The organism is Bacillus sp. AFS017336, from assembly GCF_002555445.1.
Taxonomy (GTDB): Bacteria; Bacillota; Bacilli; order Bacillales; family Bacillaceae_G; genus Gottfriedia.
Genome location: NZ_NUCO01000006.1, coordinates 18,563 through 41,925, shown reverse-complemented (window position 1 = coordinate 41,925; position 23,363 = coordinate 18,563). Strand labels below are relative to the sequence as shown.

Annotated in this window: 22 protein-coding genes and 3 riboswitches; of the genes, 11 read left to right on the top strand and 11 right to left on the bottom strand. The window is 34.0% G+C overall.

Annotated elements, in window-relative coordinates; all coding sequences use genetic code 11:
* Positions 1–29: 29 nt before the first annotated feature.
* Positions 30–827 carry an IclR family transcriptional regulator gene (locus CN601_RS02365; RefSeq protein WP_098120139.1) on the bottom strand — a complete coding sequence of 266 codons (798 nt, stop codon included), beginning with the start codon at positions 825–827 and terminating at the stop codon, positions 30–32.
* 278 nt (positions 828–1,105) lie between these two features.
* Between CN601_RS02365 and CN601_RS02360 the strand changes: the two genes are divergently transcribed.
* The 3 genes from CN601_RS02360 to CN601_RS02350 are packed head-to-tail and all read left to right on the top strand — an operon-like array spanning position 1,106 to position 5,176.
* Positions 1,106–2,470: a lyase family protein gene (locus CN601_RS02360; RefSeq protein ID WP_257131590.1), complete on the top strand. Its 1,365-nt coding sequence runs from the start codon at positions 1,106–1,108 to the stop codon at positions 2,468–2,470.
* The gene (locus tag CN601_RS02355) at positions 2,463–3,989 is read left to right on the top strand and encodes an aldehyde dehydrogenase family protein (protein WP_098120140.1); all 1,527 of its coding nucleotides are present in this window, start codon (positions 2,463–2,465) and stop codon (positions 3,987–3,989) included. The genes CN601_RS02360 and CN601_RS02355 overlap by 8 nt, the downstream gene beginning before the upstream one ends.
* A 20-nt stretch (positions 3,990–4,009) precedes the next feature.
* Positions 4,010–5,176, top strand: coding sequence for a Zn-dependent alcohol dehydrogenase (locus CN601_RS02350; RefSeq protein WP_098169904.1), 1,167 nt, complete (start codon positions 4,010–4,012; stop codon positions 5,174–5,176).
* An 80-nt stretch (positions 5,177–5,256) separates the two neighbouring features.
* Here CN601_RS02350 and CN601_RS02345 read toward each other — a convergent pair whose 3' ends face one another.
* The 5 genes from CN601_RS02345 to CN601_RS02325 are packed head-to-tail and all read right to left on the bottom strand — an operon-like array spanning position 5,257 to position 8,951.
* Positions 5,257–6,264 carry a ThiF family adenylyltransferase gene (locus tag CN601_RS02345; protein ID WP_098169903.1) on the bottom strand — a complete coding sequence of 336 codons (1,008 nt, stop codon included), beginning with the start codon at positions 6,262–6,264 and terminating at the stop codon, positions 5,257–5,259.
* Entirely contained in the window at positions 6,261–7,028 is a 768-nt protein-coding gene (locus CN601_RS02340; RefSeq protein ID WP_098120143.1) for a thiazole synthase, read from the bottom strand. Before CN601_RS02340 ends, CN601_RS02345 begins: the two co-directional genes overlap by 4 nt.
* Positions 7,029–7,030: 2 nt before the next feature.
* The gene (thiS, locus tag CN601_RS02335; RefSeq protein ID WP_098120144.1) at positions 7,031–7,234 is read right to left on the bottom strand and encodes a sulfur carrier protein ThiS; all 204 of its coding nucleotides are present in this window, start codon (positions 7,232–7,234) and stop codon (positions 7,031–7,033) included.
* Between the two features lie 27 nt (positions 7,235–7,261).
* The gene (gene thiO, locus CN601_RS02330; RefSeq protein WP_098120145.1) at positions 7,262–8,353 is read right to left on the bottom strand and encodes a glycine oxidase ThiO; all 1,092 of its coding nucleotides are present in this window, start codon (positions 8,351–8,353) and stop codon (positions 7,262–7,264) included.
* Positions 8,337–8,951: a thiamine phosphate synthase gene (locus CN601_RS02325; RefSeq protein WP_098169902.1), complete on the bottom strand. Its 615-nt coding sequence runs from the start codon at positions 8,949–8,951 to the stop codon at positions 8,337–8,339. Before CN601_RS02325 ends, thiO begins: the two co-directional genes overlap by 17 nt.
* Positions 8,952–9,040: 89 nt before the next feature.
* Positions 9,041–9,150: riboswitch (TPP riboswitch) on the bottom strand.
* Between the two features lie 235 nt (positions 9,151–9,385).
* Positions 9,386–9,500, top strand: a riboswitch (TPP riboswitch).
* A gap of 133 nt (positions 9,501–9,633) precedes the next feature.
* Here CN601_RS02325 and thiC point away from each other — a divergent pair.
* Positions 9,634–11,412, top strand: coding sequence for a phosphomethylpyrimidine synthase ThiC (gene thiC, locus CN601_RS02320; RefSeq protein ID WP_098120147.1), 1,779 nt, complete (start codon positions 9,634–9,636; stop codon positions 11,410–11,412).
* A gap of 249 nt (positions 11,413–11,661) precedes the next feature.
* Here the strand turns inward: thiC and CN601_RS02315 are convergent, their stop codons facing one another.
* Positions 11,662–11,841 (bottom strand): small acid-soluble spore protein H, encoded by a 180-nt coding sequence (locus CN601_RS02315; protein WP_098120148.1) that lies wholly within the window; start codon positions 11,839–11,841, stop codon positions 11,662–11,664.
* Positions 11,842–11,976: 135 nt separating this feature from the next.
* The gene (locus CN601_RS02310; protein ID WP_098120149.1) at positions 11,977–12,102 is read right to left on the bottom strand and encodes a YjcZ family sporulation protein; all 126 of its coding nucleotides are present in this window, start codon (positions 12,100–12,102) and stop codon (positions 11,977–11,979) included.
* 577 nt (positions 12,103–12,679) lie between these two features.
* Here CN601_RS02310 and CN601_RS02305 point away from each other — a divergent pair.
* Entirely contained in the window at positions 12,680–12,949 is a 270-nt protein-coding gene (locus CN601_RS02305; RefSeq protein WP_098169901.1) for a hypothetical protein, read from the top strand.
* A gap of 314 nt (positions 12,950–13,263) precedes the next feature.
* Here CN601_RS02305 and bcaP read toward each other — a convergent pair whose 3' ends face one another.
* Positions 13,264–14,670 carry a branched-chain amino acid transporter BcaP gene (gene bcaP, locus CN601_RS02300; RefSeq protein ID WP_098120151.1) on the bottom strand — a complete coding sequence of 469 codons (1,407 nt, stop codon included), beginning with the start codon at positions 14,668–14,670 and terminating at the stop codon, positions 13,264–13,266.
* Between the two features lie 412 nt (positions 14,671–15,082).
* A complete protein-coding gene (locus CN601_RS02295) occupies positions 15,083–15,262 on the bottom strand; it encodes an H-type small acid-soluble spore protein (protein ID WP_098120152.1) in 180 nt (59 codons plus the stop codon).
* Between the two features lie 366 nt (positions 15,263–15,628).
* On the opposite strand from CN601_RS02295, the gene CN601_RS02290 reads away from it, so the two are divergent.
* Positions 15,629–16,588: a LacI family DNA-binding transcriptional regulator gene (locus tag CN601_RS02290; RefSeq protein ID WP_098169900.1), complete on the top strand. Its 960-nt coding sequence runs from the start codon at positions 15,629–15,631 to the stop codon at positions 16,586–16,588.
* A 466-nt stretch (positions 16,589–17,054) separates the two neighbouring features.
* Here the strand turns inward: CN601_RS02290 and CN601_RS02285 are convergent, their stop codons facing one another.
* A complete protein-coding gene (locus CN601_RS02285) occupies positions 17,055–17,951 on the bottom strand; it encodes a LysR family transcriptional regulator (protein ID WP_098169899.1) in 897 nt (298 codons plus the stop codon).
* A 131-nt stretch (positions 17,952–18,082) separates the two neighbouring features.
* Here CN601_RS02285 and CN601_RS02280 point away from each other — a divergent pair, with 131 nt between their 5' ends.
* The 5 genes from CN601_RS02280 (at position 18,083) to CN601_RS26745 (ending at position 23,345) form a co-directional block, all read left to right on the top strand.
* Positions 18,083–19,348: an APC family permease gene (locus tag CN601_RS02280; protein ID WP_179865408.1), complete on the top strand. Its 1,266-nt coding sequence runs from the start codon at positions 18,083–18,085 to the stop codon at positions 19,346–19,348.
* A 734-nt stretch (positions 19,349–20,082) separates the two neighbouring features.
* A riboswitch (FMN riboswitch) is annotated at positions 20,083–20,230 on the top strand.
* Positions 20,231–20,564: 334 nt separating this feature from the next.
* Positions 20,565–21,212, top strand: coding sequence for a riboflavin synthase (gene ribE / locus CN601_RS02275; protein WP_098169897.1), 648 nt, complete (start codon positions 20,565–20,567; stop codon positions 21,210–21,212).
* A 12-nt stretch (positions 21,213–21,224) separates the two neighbouring features.
* Complete coding sequence (locus CN601_RS02270) at positions 21,225–22,418, top strand: bifunctional 3,4-dihydroxy-2-butanone-4-phosphate synthase/GTP cyclohydrolase II (RefSeq protein WP_098169896.1); 1,194 nt, start codon at positions 21,225–21,227, stop codon at positions 22,416–22,418.
* A gap of 17 nt (positions 22,419–22,435) precedes the next feature.
* Positions 22,436–22,897 carry a 6,7-dimethyl-8-ribityllumazine synthase gene (gene ribH, locus CN601_RS02265; protein WP_098169895.1) on the top strand — a complete coding sequence of 154 codons (462 nt, stop codon included), beginning with the start codon at positions 22,436–22,438 and terminating at the stop codon, positions 22,895–22,897.
* A gap of 271 nt (positions 22,898–23,168) precedes the next feature.
* Positions 23,169–23,345 carry a hypothetical protein gene (locus CN601_RS26745; protein ID WP_179865407.1) on the top strand — a complete coding sequence of 59 codons (177 nt, stop codon included), beginning with the start codon at positions 23,169–23,171 and terminating at the stop codon, positions 23,343–23,345.
* The last annotated feature ends 18 nt before the right edge of the window (positions 23,346–23,363 follow it).

Here is a 23,363-nt window from a genome sequence, read left to right as displayed (position 1 = left end):
TAGAAATTTTAACTTGCTAATTTTTATGATTAATCAAGATAATTTGTAACTTGTTGACAAGTAGAAATTAATAAATCAATTGATGATAACATTTTCTCTTCTGTAAAACGAAAACTTGGTCCACAAACACTTATGAACGCAACAAGGTTTTGAGCTTTGTCATACACTGGTGCAGAAATACCGTTTTCATTTTCATCTAGTTCGCAAATCGAAGTGCCAAATCCCCTTTCTCGAACACTATTAAGTTCATTACGTAATTGCTCAGGGTTTGTAATTGTATAAGGAGTCAACTTTTCCAAAGGTTTTTCCAAAAATATATCTAATTCTTTTGGTGGAAGCTGGCTTAAAAGAATCTTTCCATTTGAAGTACAGTGTAAAGGTAGAAAAGCATTCACATAATCTACAACTAACCTAACACTGTTTTCTGGATCAATTTGTTCAATTGTTAGTGTTCCATTTTGTTTAGGAACGCTTAAAAGAACAGTTTCCTGAATTTCCTCTTTTAATTTCTCCATACTTTTACTTGCGCGTCTGACAAGAGACCCGTATTGCGGAACTTTAGACGCAAGGTGATTTACCGCATATCCAAGCTGGTAGCCCTTAGTCTCGGGGTCACGCTCCACAAATCCATGGTTCTCAAGAGTTCCAATAAGTCTCCATGCAGTTGTTCGATTCATGTCTGATATTTCAGCTAGATTCCCAATAGAGATTGGAGTTTCACTATCAGCCACGATCTTTAATAATAAAAGTGCGCGATCTACTGCTTGTACTGATGAAAGGTCTTGCTTTGAACTTTTTTGGTTTTTTACTTCGCTATTTATCTTCATGTTAAACATTATAGCTTAATTGCAAATTAAAAAAACAATAATAAATAAATTTCCAATAATTTAATTATTTATTTGACACAGCTAATTTTTCAGACTTATAATCTAGTTAAAGTTCTTATCGTGAACTATAATGTTCATAATACGAACATTAGATAATTGAACAATCACCTCAATAAAGAATCAGCGAGGAAAGTTGGAATAAGGATCTAAATCATCTTCATAGTAAATTACTAAAACGTTTTCATTAAAAATGTTTAGAAAACTCTTCATAAAAGGTGGTGATTTTCATTAGTGTCATTGAGAACCAAGAAATACGAAAAGAAGTTGATTCTTTTGGAACTGTAGAAATATCAAATCAGTTCTTATACGGGATTCAAACAGTTCGTGCAGTACAAAATCTCTCATTCTCTGGAAAAACATTAAGCCAGTATCCAAAGTATATTGAGTCACTTGCAATCGTTAAAAAAGCTGCTGCAATTACAAATATAGAAACAGGTGCAATAGATGAATCCATTGGTTCATTTATTTTACAAGCCTGTGATGAACTAATTTCCGGTAGACATTTTGACCAATTTCCAGTTGATATTCTCCATGGCGGTGGAGGAATTGGTACAAATATGAACATTAACGAAGTCATTGCAAATATAGCGAATGAATTAAACGAAGGAATGAGAGGAACGTATTCACCTATTCATCCAAACGATGATGTGAATGCTTCTCAATCTACTTCTGATGTCTGTCATACCGCCATGAGACTTGCCATTATGAAAGAGTTTGAACAACTCAACTTAGTATTAAGTGAAGTTCAAACTACAATCGAAAAAATGGTCGATTCATTTATAGAAATTACAACAATTTCAAGAACATGTTTGCAAGATGCGATAAGAATTCAATTAGGTGATTTTATTAGCGGATATGCCGCAATGTTATCTAGAAGACAGCAGTTACTTAAACAAAGTGTAATCGAGTTGAAGAAAGTAAACTTGGGTGGCACTGTAATTGGAACAGGAACTGGCGCATCGACAATGTATCAAGATTTGGTTATTCATAATCTTTCAAAAGTTGCTGGTTTTCAGCTTCAAAAGCGTGAAAATTTAATTGATGCTGCTCAAAACATAGATGATCTAGCAAATGTTTCAAATCAATTAACATTACTTGCAACATGTCTAATCAAAATGGGGAAAGACTTGAGATTATTATCTTCTGGGCCGGAAGCCGGATTTTCGGAAATTATTCTACCATCTGTAATGGCTGGTTCATCTTTCTTCCCAGGAAAAGTAAATCCTGTAATACCAGAAACATTGATCCAAAGCTGCTTCCAAGTTTTAGGCTGCGACAGAGTTGTACAGGCAGCTTTAGAGCATGGCGAATTAAATTTAAATATTTTTGAAGGTGTAGCTGGAGCAAATATTATAGATGCAATAAAGATGCTAGAAAAAGCACTCAACCTATTTTACGAGAAGTGTTTGGAAGGCATAAAAGTTAATAAAGAAAAATGTAAAGAGTACGCAAATAGTTTAATTCCTTCTGTAGTTGAATTAAAGGAGAAGCATGGTTATTCGTTTGTTTCGAAATTAATGAAGGAAAAGGGTAAGAACGGCGTAAAGGAATTATTAAATGGAGGAGGACTTGAAAATGACTAAAGTAGAGAATAAAAAACATTTTGAAGGTATCGAACAACCAAAATTAGAATGGGCAAAAGAGTGGTTACAAGAAACGAAGAGACTATATATCAATGGTGAATGGGTAGATAGCAGTAGTGATGAAGAAATTGAATCGATTAATCCAGCAAACGGAAAAGTGATCGGAAAAATTCAAGGTGCTACAAAAGAGGATATTGATAAAGCGGTTGAGGCAGCTCGTGAGTCATTTGATCATGGCCCATGGCGTAAAGTAACTCGTAAAGAAAGAGCAAAAATTCTACGTAAGATTAGTGAGCTTATGAAAGAGCATCAAGCAGAACTAGCTACTTTAGAAGCATTGGATAACGGAAAACTATACACAGAAGCATATAATGACGACGTTCAGGAAGCATTAGAAATGTTCGAATATTATGCAGGCTGGACTGATAAATACTATGGTGAAAATAACCCAGTTGAAGGCGACTTTTTAAGTGTAACAACAAGAGATCCAATTGGTGTTTGTGGACAAATTGTACCATTTAACTTCCCGATTGATATGGCTGCATGGAAGCTTGCTCCTGCTCTTGCAATGGGGAACACAGTAATCTTAAAGCCGTCTAGTACGACATCTTTTTCAGCTATTAGACTATTTGAAATTATTGACGAGGCTAATATTTTACCTCCGGGCGTTCTAAATCTAATACTAGGTAAAGGGAAAATTGGTTCACATATTTCTCGTCATATGGGCGTTGATAAAGTTTCCTTTACTGGAAGTACAGGTGTGGGAAAACAGCTTGTTCACGATTCAGCAGACTCTAATTTAAAACCAGTTACACTTGAGCTTGGTGGAAAGTCGCCAAACATTATCTTTAGTGACGCTCCAGATGTGGACGCAGCAATTGAACGTTCTTTCTATGGATTATTTACTCACAAAGGTGAGAAATGCTCTGCACCAACAAGATTATTTGTTCAACGTGATATTTATGAAAAAACAGTTAATCGTTTAGCAGATTATGCTAATAGTTATAAATTAGGTGACCAATTTGATCCGGAATCAAATCAAGGTGCTCAAATTTCAGAATCGCATATGGAAAGTATTTTAGGCTACATCAAAAGCGGGATTGAAGAAGGTGCTCGTCTTGCTGCTGGTGGAAAAAGGGATCTGACTGGCGAAAATGCAAACGGATATTTCGTTCGCCCAACTATTTTTGCAGATGTACATAATAAAATGACAATTGCTCAAGAAGAAATTTTTGGTCCAGTCCTTTGCGTTATTCCATTCGATACAGAAGAAGAAGTAGTTGAAATGGCAAATGACACAATTTATGGTTTAGCTGCCGGCTTATGGACGAATGATGTATCACGTGCGAATCGCGTAGCTAAAAAATTAGAGGCTGGAATGGTGTTTGTTAATAAATATGGATGTTATGACTTTGCTAGTCCATTCGGTGGATGGAAACAAAGTGGCTGGGGTAAAGAATATGCCATTCATTCATTACAATCTTACACAAAAACAAAAGCAATTTGGTTTGCTTACTAAAATAAAAGGGTGAAATAAAGATGAAAATGAAAGCAGCAGTAATGAACGCACATGGTGAACCACTTATTATTAAAGATGTTGAACTAGCTGAGCCTAAAGCAAATGAAGTACTTGTTAAAATAGCAGCAACTGGTGTTTGTCATAGTGATCTAAACGCATTAGATGATACTACAACACCTATTCCGACTATTCTTGGACATGAAGGGGCAGGAATTGTAGAAGCTGTTGGCCCAAATGTAAAAAATGTAAAACCAGGTGATAAAGTAGCATTAAGCTGGGTTCCATATTGTGGAACTTGCGAGTTCTGTATAACAGGAGATGTTCATTTATGTGAATCAGCATTTGGACCAATGTTCGATGGTACATTGCTTGATGGGACTTCTCGCTTAAGCTGTGATGGGGAAAAAGTTTACCATAACTCTCTATTATCTACTTTTGCTGAATATACTGTTGTTCCTGAAATGTCATGTGTAAAAATTCCCGATGAAATGCCACTTGCTCAAGCATCATTAATCGGTTGTGGTGTTGCAACAGGCTACGGTGCAGCAGTCAATGCTGCTGGTGTTAAGCCAGGTTCATCTGTAGCAGTATTTGGAATCGGCGGAGTAGGCGTTAATGCGATTCAAGGAGCTAAAATCGCAGGTGCTTCAAAAATTATTGCGTGTGATGTTAAAGAATCTAATCTTGAGATTGCGAAAAAGTTTGGAGCAACACATACTGTCAATGTAGCTGAAGAAAATGCAGAAGAAAAACTAAAAGAATTAACTGGTGGATTTGGCGTTAACTATGCAATTGATTGTACGGGAAATACAAATGCAGCTGAAAGTGCTTGGAAAGGGACAAGAAAAGGTGGAACAGTAGTAGTTGTTGGTGCTTTCAATCCTTCTAAAGTTCTTAACTTACCAGCTGGTGGTTTCCATCGCGTTGGAAAAGTACTTAAAGGAAGTTTTTACGGTGATACACAACCTTTTAGAGACTTCCCAATCATTTCTAAATTATATTTAGATGGAAAATTTAATCTAGATGATCTAGTTTTAGATCGAATCAAGTTGGATGATATTAACTCAGCATTTGATTCCTTCCATGATAGTTGCTGTGTAAATGTAGGTAGAACAGTTATTGAATTTCCAATTGATGAAGAGTCTAGCTTATCTTTAGTAGGTTCTGCAGGACAAGAGTCTAAGTAATTTAAAATATTAATTATAATAATCCATTTTGAAGACTAATAAAACTAAAATTTATTAGTCTCTGAAATGGATTTCTTCTATTATATAATGATTTTACGATAGAGCTCTTTCGCAACAGCTGGTTCCTTTGTACCGTGAATAATTGCACGACCGTCTTTAAATAAAACAATTCGGTGATCTTCAAAGGTACATGCTAATAAATACGGATTTACAATCAAATCATTTACTAATCCTATTAATCTTTCAGAAAGATCTCGTAGTGACGGAACATTAGTAGAAGATAAACTCAATTGGACAGCATCTCTTCCACATAATACATATGACTTCATTTGATGATCGTCGTTTAAATATGGATAACTTCTGGTCGGACCACATGTTGGACAATTATGATTCTTTAATCTTTCGATGTTTATATCAGACTTTTCATGCTTCCAAATATCAATCGATTGTAAGATTGGTGAAAGTTCATAGTTTGTAAGATATTGCATGGCATAAGTGACTTGGTACGCAGCAATCATTTGTACAATTGGACTAATGACTCCGACTGTGTCACAAGTCATATTTAATGTTGGTATATGATTTAATAAACAGTTAAGACAAGGAGTTTTTCCCGGAATAATTGGAAAAGAAAGCCCATAGCTCCCAACACAAGCACCAAAAATAAATGGGATTCCATGCTTAATTGCAGCATCATTAACAACCATTCTAGTTTCAAAATTATCTGTAGCATCTAGAATAATTGTTTGATCTTTAATAAGTTCTTCAATATTAAGACTAGTAATATCAGTTATAAAACTATTAATTGTTACTTCACTATTAATCTGTTGTAGTCGATTTTTAGCTGCAATTACTTTAGGTAGTTTATTTTTAGCATCCTCCTCTGTATAAAGGGATTGCCTTTGTAAATTACTCCATTCAACATAATCGCGGTCAACAATTGTTATATTTCCTATGCCAGCCCTTACAAGCATTTCTGCAATAGACGAACCAAGTGCACCAACACCAATAATGATGGCACTGGCTTTTTGTAAGTTTAATTGACGATCTGTTCCTAGAAATAATTCTTGTTTTGCATAGCGGTTTATCAAGAATTCACCAACCCTGTGATTGGACTACTAGCTACACCATAATTTTTTTCGTCAATTCTTCCAGCTTCAAATCCAAGTCTTCCTGCTTCAATAGCAAGCTTCATTGCAACCGCCATTTTTACTGGATCCTTCGCGTTAGAAACCGCAGTGTTCAAAAGAACTCCATCAGCACCTAGTTCCATTGCATAAGCTGCATCCTTTGGCGAACCGATTCCAGCATCGACTATGACAGGTATATTTGATTGTTCAATAATAAATTTAAGATTTAATGGATTAATAATTCCTTTTCCAGAACCAATTGGTGATGCTCCTGGCATAATCGCATGGACACCAAGTTCTTCTAGTCTTCTTGCTAACACAACATCATCAGAAGTATAAGGTAACACAATAAATCCTTCATTCAATAGCATTTCTGATGCCTTCAATGTTTCAATTGGATCAGGCAATAATGATTTGTCACAACCAATTACTTCTACCTTTATCATATCGCACAAGCCTGACGCTTTTGCTAATCTTGCAATTCTAACAGCCTCTTCAGCAGTTTTTGCACCAGCTGTATTTGGTAATAATTTATATTTTGCTAGATTTAATTGTTCTAGAAAATTAGGCTGTGATTCTTCAAAAATATTCATTCTTCTAACAGCGAAAGTAAGGATCTCCGCTTCCGAAACTTCAACTGCTTCTTTTTGTACTTCAAAGGAAGGGTATTTACCTGTTCCTAATAATAATCTTGAGTGAAATGAATGATTTCCTATTTTCAACATGATTAACCTCCACCTACAAAATGTATTAATTCTACCTGATCCCCATTAAAGAGATGAGTTAAAGCATACTGCTCTTTATAAATAATTTCTTCATTTACCTCGACAATAACGATTCGGTTTTCTAGCTGGTATTCATTAAGTAAATCTTGAATTGTAAAAGTTTTACTCGAAACTTCTACGTTCTTTCCGTTTAATCTTATTTCCAAGTGTTTTACACCTCACAAACATTTAAATTAACGACTAACTTTAAACGCCTCAATCCAGTCTCTATCAACTTTCCTTTTAAGAATCATATCCCGAATTAATTTTCCAGTTGCTGGTGCAAGTAATATACCATTTCGAAAATGGCCGGTTGCAAATAGGATTTGATCATCTTCAGGGTGCATGCCAATAAAAGGATTATGATCAAGTGTTCGCGGTCTTAGTCCCGCCCAAAATGAATCAATTTTCATATCTTCAATTTCGGGAAGCATTTTTTTAGCACTTTGTATTAATGATTCAATGCCACCTAAGCTAGGGTTTTCATCCCATTCGTTATCAACCATCGTAGCCCCGATGACAAGGCGGCCGTCATTTCTTGGAACAATATAGTTTTGTTCATGAAAAAGAGTATGCTTTAATGCTACTTTTTCGCTTTTTACGGAAATGCATTCACCTTTAACAGGAATAATTTCATGATTTAACCCTAGCTGTGCAAACAAGGTATTACTCCAAACGCCACTTGCAACTACAATGTTTTTGGCTTCAAACTCACCGTTTGTTGTTTTAAGTAAATAATGTGTATCAGTTTTTTGAATCCCAAATACATGAGTATATTCGAAAATAGAAGCCCCTAAAATCTGAGCACTTTTGGAAAATGCATTACAAACAGAAACAGGTAATACATTTACGTCATCCTCAATATAGGCTGCGCCAATTATGTTTGGATGGATGCCGGGGATCTGTTTTTTTAACTCCGCATGGTTATACCAAAGTGCTGAAGTTTGAGTGAGTAGTGGTGTTAATTGTTTTTTTTCTAAGTCGGTATAAGCTAGTTTGAATATGCCACCTTTTTTAAGTTCAATATCAATACCGCTTAATTCTTTCAACTCTTCTTGAAGGTGAAAATAAGATAGCTGGCTACTTCTAGCAAAAGTAAAAAATGACTCGGACTGATCCCACTCGGAATGGGCACCGAGCATCCCCGCAGCTGCCTTTGTCGTTTTTTGACCAACTTGATGTCCTTCTAAAACTGCGACATTAATGTTTTCTTTCGCTAGATAATAAGCAATGGAACAACCAATAATGCCACCCCCAATTACGACGACATCAAATCTCTTGTTCATAAGTCAGTTTACACCTTTCAAAATATTGCAGCGCAGCATCTAGTGGGTTTCGAGAAGAGAAGATTCCAGACATTACAGCTATGCCATCAATCTTGTTCTCCTTTAAAACTTGGATATGCTCAGGCAATATACCGCCTACTGCGTAGATTGGTATAGTCAGAGTTTTTTTCATTTCGGGTATGATTTCAATCCCATTTGGAGTTAGACCAGCTTTACACTTTGTTTCAAAACAATGACCGTAAAGGGCATAATCAGCCTGATCACTTTCAGCTTGGATTGCTTCAGTAAGCGTGTGGACTGATTTTCCTACTCGTAAGTTAGGAAAATATTCTTTTACATCAACAAGAGGAAGGCCATGTCCCGGTAAGTGTATATTTGATAGATTTGCGAAAATAGCAATATCTAAACGATCATTTAAAACGATTTTCTTCATATCGACTTTGTTCATTTTTAGTAGATTTAATAGTGATATTATTTCGATCGGTTTTTTTGATTTCTCGCGAATATGTACATAGTCGACTACATCGATTATTTGAATAATTTTGGAAGCAAGTACTTCGATTGAGTGCTGATCATCTGTAATTGCAATAAGTTCCATGCTCCAGCCTCTTTCATTAACAAAATTTTTTCAAACAAAAAAAACCACTTTCCTAAAAAAAGAAAGTGGTTACATTGCACACAAAATAAATAGAGAATGCGCCACTTTCCTACGCAGGTACTAGCCTGTTCAGGTTTTAAGGGTTTAAAAGTAACTACTCTATTCTCAGCCCTTATCAAGGGATCCCCTAGTGATGAATCTGTATGAAAATTAATCTTAGCATAGCATATAAAAAATAATATTCAATACTAAAATTTTTTTTACCTGTCCAAATATTTACCATAAATTGGGCTTGAAGCATAATGAAATCAAGTATTTAGACGAGTATAAAAAATACTAATAATTTTTTGAAATGAACGTTTCTGTAAAAATTTAGGAAATAAAAGCATTTACATTTTAAACTTGTGGGTTTATATTTAGTGTGAACAATTTAATCGTTAGACTAGGGGTGTCCAATTAGTTGGGCTGAGAGAGAAACGCATTTAAGTTTCTTAACCCTCAGGACCTGATCTGGTTCATACCAGCGTGGGGAAGTTAGAAATTTCTCATTAATGATGTCTAATCGTTAATGTAGTTTTGCTAACATTTTGCCGGGTCTTAAATATAAGATCCGGCTTTTTTCATGCTTAAAATGGATTGGATTTCGTCCTTTTTTAATCATTTAAAAAGGGGAATGAAATCAATGAACAATTCTGTAAATGAAATGAATTTTTCCATCATGTCTAGTTTTTCTGGTAGTAAAAAAGTTTATGTTGAAGGATCTAGACCTGATATTAAAGTACCGATGCGTGAGATTCAATTAAGTCCAACAACGGGTACTTTTGGCGAAGAAGAAAATGCACCAGTTAGAGTATATGACACTAGTGGACCTTACACAGATTCATCTAGCTCAGTTGATATTCGCGAGGGGCTTAAGCCAATCGGACAAAACTGGGTGATTGAGCGAAATGATGTTGAAGAATATGTAGGGCGTGAAGTGAAGCCTGAAGATAATGGATATAAAAAAGAATCAGATAAACATGAGGTTGAAATCTTTAAAGGGTTAAAAAGAAAACCATTGCGTGCAAAGGATAACGGAAATATTACGCAATTGCATTATGCTCGTAAAGGTATTATTACACCTGAAATGGAGTTTATTGCAATTCGAGAAAATAGATCAGCGGAATTTGTTCGTGATGAAGTTGCAAGAGGAAGAGCTGTTATTCCATCGAATATTAATCACCCGGAAAGCGAGCCAATGATTATCGGGCGTAATTTTCATGTGAAAATAAACGCCAATATAGGTAACTCAGCAGTTACTTCCTCAATTGAAGAAGAAGTAGAAAAAATGACATGGGCTACTCGCTGGGGAGCCGATACGATGATGGATCTTTCAACCGGAAAAAATATTCACACAACACGTGAATGGATTATCCGAAATTCTCCGGTACCAGTAGGGACAGTTCCAATTTATCAAGCACTTGAAAAGGTTAATGGAATTGCAGAAGACTTAAGCTGGGAAGTGTTTAGAGACACTTTAATCGAGCAAGCCGAACAAGGAGTAGATTACTTCACGATTCACGCTGGAGTACTATTGCGTTACATTCCATTAACTGCAAAACGAGTGACAGGAATCGTATCTCGTGGTGGGTCTATATTGGCTCAGTGGTGTTTAGCTCACCATAAAGAGAATTTCTTATATACGCATTTTGAGGAAATTTGTGAAATAATGAAGCGCTATGACGTAACATTCTCTTTAGGAGATGGTTTGCGCCCAGGCTCGATCGCCGATGCAAATGACGAAGCACAATTTTCGGAATTAGAAACACTTGGAGAGCTAACAAAAATTGCTTGGAAACATGACGTTCAAGTTATGATTGAAGGCCCGGGACATGTTCCAATGCATTTAATTAAAGAGAACATGGATAAACAACTAGAAATTTGTCAGGAAGCACCTTTTTACACATTAGGTCCACTAACGACAGATATTGCACCTGGTTATGATCATATAACGTCAGCAATCGGTGCAGCAATGATTGGTTGGTTTGGTACGGCGATGCTTTGCTATGTAACTCCGAAAGAGCATTTAGGTCTTCCAAATAAAGAAGATGTTAGAGTAGGGGTAATCACATACAAAATAGCAGCACATGCAGCTGACTTAGCAAAAGGTCACCCTGGTGCACAAAAAAGAGATGATGCACTTTCAAAAGCTCGATTTGAATTTAGATGGCGTGATCAGTTTAATCTTTCTCTTGATCCAGAAAGAGCAATTGAATACCACGATGAAACATTACCTGCTGAAGGAGCTAAAACAGCCCATTTTTGTTCAATGTGTGGTCCAAAATTCTGTAGTATGAGAATCTCACAAGACATTCGAGATATAGTAAAGCAAGAAGAACTTCAAAATGAATCAACCATTGAAGAAGGAATGAAAGAAAAAGCATTAGAATTTAGAAAAAACGGCGGAGAAATCTATCAATAAGGGTGTGAGCCTTATATGAATAGGGTAGAAGAAATCAAAAAAGAAATAAAGCAATTAGAAGAAAGTATGAATCAGTTAAAAATAGAACTGAAAACCATTCAAACAAATTGTGCCCACGATTTTCAACAGAAGGATACGATACAAGAATGCCTAAAATGCAGTTTGATTGAAAGCTTGTGCTGGTAATTTTTATAGATAAAGCAAAAACAAACCCCAATTTGGAGGTTTGTTTTTGTTTATAGGTTAAAGTTAATGCTCCGACAAACTATTGATTGAAACTTCTTCCTCTCGATCGGGTTGGCCGAGCGGATAAATTCTAGCAATTTCATTTGTTTCATCAACATGTTGAATATAAATCGGCACTCCATTGTATGTAACATTAGCCATTTCAGGTGAAGACGCAATTTCTTGAGCTCGTTGTTTATTCATACGTAACCTCCTCTAAATTATTAATTGAAACCAAACCTAACATATTATTAACCGATGGGTGATTGGGTATTCATATTATTTTTTGTAAAAAAAAACTCCTGTTAAATTTAACAGGAGTTTTATAGTTTTTAAAGATTACCAGTGATGTCCATATCCATATCCGTCAGATCCTGACCAGCAAGCTGCTCCAACAATGATTAATAAGATAAATAAAACAACAATCAAAGCAAAACCGTTAAGATGGTGATGTCCAGTACTCATTCATGTGACCTCCTTCATACGATATTAAGGGATGTAAACTCCCTTTAGGGTCATGTAACCAATTGTAAAAATTACAATTAGGAGAGGTGGATAATGTATCGTATGTTTTTTTACCAACTATGAAACTAGTCTATATTGTAATTAGGCTTTTACCTATGAAGTAAGTTTTTAAAGTTCAATTATATGGATTCTGTACTTACTTTACTTTAGGAAAAATTGCTGCATCAACTACATAAGCATGTTGGAAATTTGCCTAAATATAAGTTTATGGAGGCGGGATTGCTTTAAGTAAAATTATTGCTTAAACATATAATAATTAGAGACGAATTTATTCATTATGAGGGAGGAACGGCACTCTTTTTTTCATTTTTGATTTTACTTATAGTATAATAAGTATAAAACAAAATGCGAACAAATGTTTGTGTTTAGGCTTAGAGTGGACATCTGTTTAATGGAGTCTTAGTGTTTAGAGCATTGTCTAGAAATTCCAGTTGCTCGAAGGACAATTATGTGGCCAAACGAAACAACCCCTATAAACAATTATGAATAGCAGTAATATAGTATGGGAGGAAATGAAATGTTTCCATTAAAGAATTACTATGAGTCATTCATCAAGAAAGAAATCATTGGTACGAAAAGAGAAGCAGCGATTAAAAAGTTAAGTAATTTGCTAGCTTGCCATGTCATTAGTAAAGATACAGAGTCAGCTATTCATATTCGATACTTTACTTGTAATGAGCAAATGCAGCCGACAGATAAGTGGATTGGAACAATCGCTGTTAAAATAAAAAATGGCATCGTGATCGAAACCGCAATTTCACTCCCAAAAAACGATGAACCAAAATGAGGGAGATTTTTGATTTTTTTCAGCATAGGGTCAGTTTACCTCAATAAGAATCTATAGAAAGCTACGGTTAATTTAATGTTAACTAATGAAAGAGATGAGAAAAATGAATCAATTTGTTCTTGGCGGTAAACAAGGCATGCTCTACTTTTCTCGCATGGTAATCAGTTCGCAAATGAGTTAAAATCTTTTTTGAAAAATTGACGAAAATTATTACACTAAATATCTAAAAGTTAAAAAGACCTCTCCGTGAAAAGAAAGGTTTTAATGAAAACAAAAAAATTCCACTATAGAAATCTATAGTGGAATTTCATTATTTATGCAGATTGATTTGAATCTTTATCTAACTTTCTATTTCCGTTTAGTTTACTATTTTTATAACCGTATGCTGCGTAAATTACTAATCCGATTACTAACCAGATTGCGAAACCTTTCCAAGTAAATGATGAAAGTTGTAACATTAAATATACACAGAATACAACAGCTAATACTGGTACTACAGGTACCCAAGGAGTTCTGAATCCACGCTTTAATTCTGGTCGAGTTTTTCTTAAAACTAGAACACCAAGAGAAACAGCAGAGAAAGCGAATAGAGTACCGATATTTGTTAATTCAGCTAATTTACTTAATGGAATAAGGCCAGCAAATATTGCAACTAGTCCGCCAGTTACCCAAGTGCTTGTTACAGGAACTTGAGTTTTCTTGTTAACTTTTGATAATTTACCTGGTAATAAACCATCTTTACTGATTGCATAGAATAATCGAGTTTGTCCAAACATCATTACGATTAATACAGTTGTAATACCGATGATTGCACCAAGTGAAATGAAACCAGCAGCCCAATCTTGGTGAATAAATGTAAGTGCAAAAGCAACAGGGTCACTAACACCTAATTGACTGAAAGGAACGATACCAGTAAGAATTAATGAAACGACAATATATAAGACTGTACAAATTGTTAAAGCAGATATAATACCGATTGGTAAGTTACGTTGAGGATTTTTAACTTCCTCAGCAGCAGTTGATATTGCATCAAATCCAAAGTAAGCAAATACTACTACTGCAGCTCCAGCTGTTACACCATGGAATCCCATTGGCATAAATGGAGTCCAGTTATGCGGTTGAACGTACCAAACACCAACTGCGATAAAAAGTGCAACTACTGCCAATTTTATAATTACCATGATCGTGTTAAGTTTTGCAGACTTTTTAACACCTCTAGTAAGAATAAACGTTACAATCAAAACAATGATTACTGCCGGTAAATCAATATAAGTATGTTTAGAAGGGTCGAATGCACCTGTAACAGCTTTAGGGAAGTGTATTCCAAAACCACCTAATAAACTTTGGAAGTATCCAGACCATCCACTTGCTACTGCTGAAGATGCTAGTCCATACTCTAGAACCATGTCCCATCCTAATATCCATGCGATGACTTCACCAAAAGCAACATAACTATAAGTATAAGCACTACCTGCCTGTGGAATCATTGATGCGAATTCAGAATAACAAAGTGCAGCAAATGTACAAGCTAAACCTGCGATAATAAATGAAATAATAAGTGCTGGACCAGCATATTTGGCTGCTGCTACACCAGTTAATACGAAAATACCTGTACCGATAATAGCACCAATACCTAACATAGTAAGATCAAATGCTCCTAGAACTGGATTAAGTGAACTAGGCGAATTATTTGTAGCTGATTTTTTTCGAAATAAATTCATATGAGCCTCCTCTAATACGATATTTGTTAGTTTAATAATTTTCTAAGATGAGAGTTTTCTAATTTAACTATAAAAAATAGAAAATTCTGACAATTAACTACAAAGTTATATAACTGTGTCGCTTAAGTGATTTTTATAATAACACACTTATAAAAATATTCAAAGAATTTTTCGACTTTTTTTTCATTTTTTTGAAAATTTTGTAGTAATTTAGACATATTACTTAATACCTAAAGGTATGGTTTAAATAGCCTAGTTTGAATTTATGCCATTAGTAATGTCACTTCGATAGAGAGTTCATATTTCTAAAGGGTAAAGTGCAATCAGACAAAATCATTATATTTTTGGTATTTTTTTCAAAAATTAAATAAACCTCCTTAATAGAGGTTTATTTTTGGGCCTATATTATCATTTATTGTTCTCTTAAGTGACTTAATGATACTTCTTTATCATTTTGTGGTTGATCAAGGGGATAAATTCTAGCTGTGCCTTCATTTTTATTAACATGTTGAATATAAACTGGTACTCCTTCGCAAGTAACATTAATCATACCAGGTGCAGCTACAATTTCTAATGCTCTTTCTGTATCCATCATAATACCTCCTTAAATTACTAACCTATATTATCATTTACTTAGCAAAGTAATTGTATTCACTAGAAATTAGATCTTTTAAATGTATTATGTAATACAGATCTGATAAGAAAATTCCCTATCATTTTTTGAAAAACTTTAAATACAAAAAAACCACATTAAGATAATTTAATCCCATTTCTTAACTCGTTTCTTATCTTGTTGTATGATAGCAATAGAAGCTAAAAATAAAATTGAACTACACATAAAAATTAAGCAAAATAAACCAAAAAGTATTTGCATACTAGTTCCTCCTTTTCGTTATGAGAACAGAGTAAAGTATGGAACTAGTTTCAGAGCAAGAAAAAGTTTAGAAAAGGTGAGAATATGTCTAATATTAAGGATATTGCAAGGATAGCCGGAGTCTCGGTTACAACAGTCTCACGAGTTTTAAATAATGAACCTTATGTTAGTGAAGAAAAAAGAAAAGCAGTTTTGAACGCAATTGAGTTAACGAATTATCAAAGAAATCTTAACGCAGTTAATTTAAGCAAGGGAAAAACAAATCTAATTGGAGTCGTCATTCCGTTCTCGCATCATCCATATTTTGGGTTGCTAATTGATGGAATTGCGAATGAGGCGATAAAAAATAATAATAAACTAGTGCTATTTCAAACAAATTATGAAGAAAAGAGAGAATTTGAAGCATTAGAAATGTTACAGCATAAACAAATTGATTCACTTATTATTTGTTCAAGAACTTGTTCAATAAAAACGATTGAAGAGTATATGCAATATGGTCAAATCGTAATGTTTGAAGATACTAGAAACACTGGCGTTTCTTCAACTTTTATTGATCAATACAATTGCTTTATGATCGCGCTAGAATATTTATATGATAAAGGGCATCGGAAAATTGGATATAGCATAGGTCGTAGAACAGGTATGAATAGTAAACAAAGAGAGTCAGCCTATATTGATTTTCATTCTAAATATAATGAGCCAACAAATAACGACTTAGTATTTGATAATTGTTATTATTTCGAAGACGGTGAACGAGTTGTCCAAGCATTGTTAAAATTAAAAGATAGGCCAACAGCTCTGTTAGTAACAAGTGACCAAGTGGCTGCGGGCATACAAACTTGCTGCAATGAACATGGCATAGCTATTCCAGAAGATTTAGCTATTATCGGTTTCGATAATCAACCAATCGCAAAAGTAATGAAATTAACATCAGTCGAAATTCCATTACGCGAAGTCGGAAAGAAACTATTTAACCAAGCAATTAATTCTGAAATAACACAAGAAGAGATTGCGATAAAATTAGTTGAGCGACAGACTGTTTAATAAAACAAGCTAGTCAGGTACTAGCTTGTTTTTATTCGTGTTAGTGTAGTGCGGTCGGAAGAAAAAATCTCAAGCTGTTAATAAACTTGTGGAAGTGCAATTAAAAAGGCAAAAACTGCAATTAAATTTGTGAAACTGCAAATAAAAAAGGAAAATCTGCAAATAAAATAATCAAATCTGCAATTAAAATCTGGATAACTGCAAATAAGACCGCGAATCACCAAGAAATAGTGCGAATGAATAAGAAAAGTAGGGTTATTAACAATAAAATAGACCGGGGTCAACGGAGAAACTATGATTCGACCCCCTCTAGGCTCAGTCTGCACGATTTATCAACAATTATCGTTACTATATCAACAAAAACCACTATTATATCAACAAAAATAACCACGATATCAACAAAGTTCACATCTTTATCAACAAAGTTCACTAAGTGTTCGCCTTTTTCAAAATTCAGCAAGCCTTTTTATTTAATAACATGATTCCATAAAGGAGACTGTTCTCTTACAACTTCCATAAACGTACGAGCAGCGCGAGACTGCCATCTGTTTTTATGCCAAGACATAATTGTTGATACACTCCCTAAATTTGTATCCCAATTTATGATTTTCAGTTTGTTTTGCTGCATTTCACTTTGAACTGTTACGAGTGGTAGCATCGAAATTCCTAGTCCGCACATTACACATTGTTTAATTGCCTCCACACTCCAAAATTCCATTCCAGACTTAGTTGCGATGCCTTTGCTTCTTAGAAAAGCTTCAAAATAATCGCGATAGCTACCTTGTTCTGTGAGGATTATGTTTTCATTCGTATTTAGTTTAAACGATGAAAGTGTTCTAGTATCAGATTCTGGAGGAAGCAAAATAACAAGAGGTTCTTCGATAAGTGTTTCCATGTATAAATCGGAGTCCGTTAGTGGGGCCTGTAGGAAAAAGGCAATATCAAGATCTCCTCTCCGTAATTCATCTTGTAATTCCCAGCATGAACCAGATTTCATTAATATATTTACTTTTGGATTTTGCGATCGAAATGCTTGAATGATTTGTGGAAGACGATAAATCGTTAAAGATTCAGGTGCACCAATTTTTAATGTTACTACTTCTTCATTTTCCATTTGAAACACATCTTTTGCTTTCGTATAGAGCTGAATCATTTCAATCGCGTGAACTAGAAAATTTTCACCGACGTCAGTCAGTTGAACTTTTTTGCCAATACGGTCAAATAAAGGTACACCTAATTCTTGTTCAAGTGCTTGAATATGTGCGGTAATTGTAGATTGTGCATATCCGAGATGGACAGCGGCTCTAGAAAATCCACCCATATCCACAATTGACTTAAAGGTTACTAAATGACGGATTTCCATATAAACCTCCAATGTATCGAAATTTCCGATGGATTATATCGTAACTATTCATTTTACCGATTGAAAGTCGGTTCATATAATTAAAGTATACGAGATTACAATTTGTTTCAATAACTTTTGGAGGGATAATGATGAGGAATCGAAAAATTGGTTTTCTGTTGCTCAGCGGATTGATGATTGGACCTATTTTAGGTTCGGGAATTATTATTTTACCACCCGCAGTGTATGAAACTGCTGGGAATTATGCTATTTTTGCATGGATTATTATGCTTGGATTAAGTTTAATTTTTGCACTAATGTTTGGTAAATTAAGTTTGATGATCCCGGGAGATTCTGGAGTGCCATTAGCAGTTGAACGTGCATTTGGTACACAAATAAAAAATCTTTCAGCCATTTTCTTTTTATTAGCAGTTTGCTTTGGGCCTATTGCCGTTACAGGTACGGCAGGTCATTATTTACAATTACTGACGAATCAAAGTTTTTTCAATGAAAAGTGGCTAGCTTTAGGAATCGTATGTTTTGTTTACATCATTTTAACGAGAAGTATAGCTGATATTGGTAAATTTGCGTTTTTCATGTCTAGCTTTATTGTTGTGACATTGATAGTCGGGAGTGTTCACACATTATTTACAGTTGATGGAAGCTTCACTTTAGAAAGTCCCATTACTGTTTCTAATTTTGGGGAAAGTTTACTTTTATTATTTTGGGCTTTAATTGGGTGGGAAGTAATCGGTAGCTATTCTTTAGAAGTAAATACTCCTGAACGAACAATTCCAAGAGCTGTAATATTGAGTTTTTCTATCATAGCAGTTGTCAGTTTAACAGTCGCATTTGCTTTTCAGTGGATTCACTCTAAAAATGGAGATAGTATGGATCAATCTTTAGCACCGTTACTTCAAAGTTTATTTGGAAGTTGGTCAACTCCAATTATTTCATCAATTACAATTGCACTTTGCATTAGTACAGTGCTATTAGTAATCGGAGCAGTATCAAGACTAATCACCGATCAAGCAAAAAATGGTTTATTACCTTCTTGGCTTTCTTTTAAAAATAAAAATAATGTAGCAACTCGTTCATTATTTATTTTGTTCTGCGTTCACATTATCGTATTTATCCTTTATTATAACGGTTTTCTTAGTATACAAACTCTTGTAGCAATTGCTAATGCATTCTTTCTATGTAACGCTTTACTAGGAGTTTTAGCTTGTTTTCGATTATTTGATTCTGTATTTTTTAAAATCGGTTCATTACTTTTAGCAGTGTGCTTTTTAGGAATACTCTTGTTTTCTTCACCAATTATTCTTGGAGTGATCACATTAATTTCAATGTACTTTATTTGGCTTCAAAAAAGAGATTCCAAACAACATGATCATATTCTACAGGTTGGAAATGAATAAAAGGATAGTAAAGAAACTTCAATCAAAAGAAGTTTCTTTTTTTTTGAAAAAGTAATAATAATTCCTTTTTATGTATATTTATGTTTAATGAAAAAATGGTAGTGTCTATAAAACAGACCAGTTTTCTTGAGATGAAGACAAGTTTAATCAATCCATATTTTTATACTAAGAGTGAGTATAGTGGTAGGAGTTGTTTTGTTAGAGTTGTGTATTTTTAAAAAATAAATATAGGGTTATTACTTATGGAAATGATTGTGAATGGCTAATATAGCACATATGAATCTAAAGTTTTTTAGTGAAATATGATTAAGGAATATTTGGATAATCGTGACAAAACGATATAACGGTAAAATGTAAATGTGTATATATACTTGATAAAAATATAGTCTGATTCTAAGAAAAATCGTTGCATTTCTAGAAGAATATTTTTTGCTCTTTGTATCACATTTTCAAGTTGAAATTGTTTCATTGTTTCCTTTAATAATTAATATTTATACATTTTTTCTATTTATTTCCAATCCGTTTAGAAAAATTAAAGATAGAATTATCATTTAAGAAATTAAACAATAAAAACGGAAAAACTCGAAAAAAAATAGAGCGAGAAAAATCCATATTCCATATGGTTTTATGCCTTAATTTTGTTTTATTTTAAATAGTTTTTTAAAAAAATAAAGTCATAATTTCTTTACATTCAAAAAATTGCTCGTTATAATGAAACCAAATTTGATAATTAGTGTGTCCTTCGGGGTCGGGTGAAAATCCCAACCGGCGGTGTTGTATATTTTTATACTAAGCCCGTGAGCTTCATATAGATTTTTTATATGTTGCTGATCTAGTTAGAATCTAGAGCCGACAGTATAGTCTGGATGGGAGAAGGATGGAGTGCATATATGGATAGTTGTTTGTTTTTTTTCAAATTTACTACTCATATAGGCTTAGTTTGTTGTGCTTAATTAGTAGGTACAACAATAGACGTGCTACAATACTGTCTTTTAACAGATACATATTGTACTAGCGTTTATTTAAGTATGCTTCCTTTCTTAAACATCTATTGCCCCTTAGGAGTTTTCTAAGGGGCTTTTTCACTTTTTCAAATTAATTTGAATTAGAAGGTGTGATAAGGTGGATCAACTAGTTATGAAATTAGAGCTGGATCTTACAAAGTCATTTATTGGACTTGAGTGTAATACGCTTCTTTGGAATGAGGTGACAAAACTTGTTTACTGGAATTATTGAGGAAATAGGAACAGTAAAAAATATCGTAAAAAAAGGTAAAACTTTAGTGTTAACAGTTGAAGCATTACAGATTCTTGAGGATGTTCATCTAGGAGACAGTATCTCTGTTAATGGTGTTTGTTTAACTGTTACCGATTTTACTAAAAATGAATTTTCTGTTGATGTTATGCCTGAAACATTTCAAGCATCTAATCTAAATACTTTGGCCTCTGGTCAAAAAGTAAATTTAGAGCGAGCAATGGCTGCTAACGGTAGGTTTGGTGGGCATATTGTATCTGGACATATTGATGGTACAGGTAAAATAGTGGCCGTTAATTCAATGGAAAATGCTGTGGTCTATAAAATTAATATTCCGAGTCGATTTGCTAAATATTGTATTCAAAAAGGTAGCATAACGATTGATGGTACAAGTTTAACAATATTTGAAGTTGAAACTGATCTTGTAATGATTTCTTTAATTCCTCATACTCGCTCACATACAATTTTAGGTAGTAAAAAAGTTGGAGACGTTGTTAATATTGAATTTGATTTATTAGGTAAGTATGTCGAGAAAATGCTTGGTATGGCTGAGAAGAAAAAGGAATCTTCAATAACAACTTCATTTTTATCTCAAAATGGTTATATATAAAGGAGTAGGCTCATGTTCTCTAAAATAGAAGAAGCAATTGAAGACTTGAAAAATGGAAAAATAATTATTGTTTGTGATGATGAAGACAGGGAGAATGAAGGAGATTTTGTTGTCATAGGAGAATATGCAACTCCTGAAAATATTAATTTTATGGCTACATATGGTCGTGGATTAATTTGTGCGCCGGTTTCTGAAAAAATAGCAAAGAAGCTAGATTTATATGAAATGGTAGCAAAAAATACAGATTCTCACGGTACTGCTTTTACAGTAAGTATCGATCATGCTGATTCTACTACTGGTATTTCGGCATTTGAACGTTCTCATACTGTTTTGCAAATGTTAAATGAGGAATCAACTGGAGCAGATTTTAAAAGACCTGGGCATATGTTTCCACTTGTCGCTAAAAACGGAGGCGTTATTGAGCGACCAGGTCATACTGAAGCAGCAGTGGATTTAGCTCGAATGGCCGGTTCAAAAGAAGTTGGTGTCATTTGTGAAATTATGAATGATGATGGAACGATGGCAAGAGTGCCAGATTTAATTCAAGTCGCAAACAAGTTTAATTTAAAAATGATTACGATTAAAGATTTAATTCATTATAGACGTGAAACTGAACAACTTGTACAAAGAGAAGTTGAAATTAAATTACCAACTGATTTTGGTGATTTTAAAATGATTGGATATACAAATGAAATCGACGGTAAGGAACATATCGCGATTGTAAAAGGTAAAGTTGACGATGGTGAGCCAATACTTGTACGTATTCATTCGGAATGTTTAACGGGCGATGTTTTCGGATCATGTCGTTGTGACTGTGGACCTCAGTTACAATCCACACTATCGATGATTGAAGAGGCTGGAAAAGGCCTAATTGTTTATATGCGCCAAGAAGGTAGAGGAATTGGATTACTCAATAAGTTACGAGCATACAAATTACAGGAAGAAGGCTTTGATACGGTTGAAGCAAATTTGAACTTAGGATTTGATGCCGATTTAAGAGATTATGCAATAAGTGCTCAAATTATTAAAGATTTAGGTATAGCGAGTATCGATTTAATAACGAATAATCCAGTTAAAATAGATGCTCTAGTATCTTATGGAATACAGATAAATCATCGAGTACCAATTCAAACTGAAATGAAAATGGAAAACGAAAAATATTTAAATACAAAAATAGAAAAAATGGGACATTTACTAAACTATTAAAAATGGGAGAGATTAAGATGAAATTTGAAGGAAATTTAGTAGGATCTGGACTTAAAGTTGCGGTAATAGTAGGACGTTTTAATGAATTTATTACATCTAAATTACTTGGTGGTGCACAAGATGCATTAGTTCGTCATGGAGTAGAAGAATCAGACATTGATGTTATTTGGGTACCAGGAGCATTTGAAATTCCATTAATTGCAAAGAAATTAGCAGATTCAAAAAAATACGATGCAATCATCACACTTGGAACAGTTATTCGTGGGTCAACTACTCACTATGATTACGTATGTAACGAGGTAGCAAAAGGTGTTGCTGCTATTACACTACAAACTGGAGTACCTGTCATTTTTGGCGTATTAACAACTGAAAATATTGAACAAGCGATTGAAAGAGCGGGAACGAAAGCTGGTAATAAAGGCTGGGATGCTGGTATTTCTGCAATTGAGATGGCAAATTTATTAAGAGCTATTAACTAAGCATATATAATAGAAGAAACTAGTTAAAGAGAGGGGAATTTTCCCTCTCTTTTTTGTTTAATATTTGACAATCGGATAAGGAGTTAAGCTAAAAAATAAAAGGATTTGCGCTTATTTTAATATCAATAGATTTCACAAACTTTTAATAATATGTTCCATTTGTTTATAAGTAAAACTGATAAGATTTGATTATAGTATTGAGGTAATAGATCGAGTGAAACCATAAATTTTTATATTGAACAACAGTAAACAAGGAGGTGAATCCGTAAATATGTATTTAAAAGTAAAAACAAGAAATGAATTAGAGAATATGTTAATTGAACGACAATCCAATCTCTTATTTGGATATAAAATCATCAGCCGAGGTGAAGCAACCGAAGATGAACTGGCTCAAGTAATGAAACAGTTAGAAAAAGAAATTGATATTCTAGAAAGGAAATTAAAGTGAACACCTTAATTAATCATA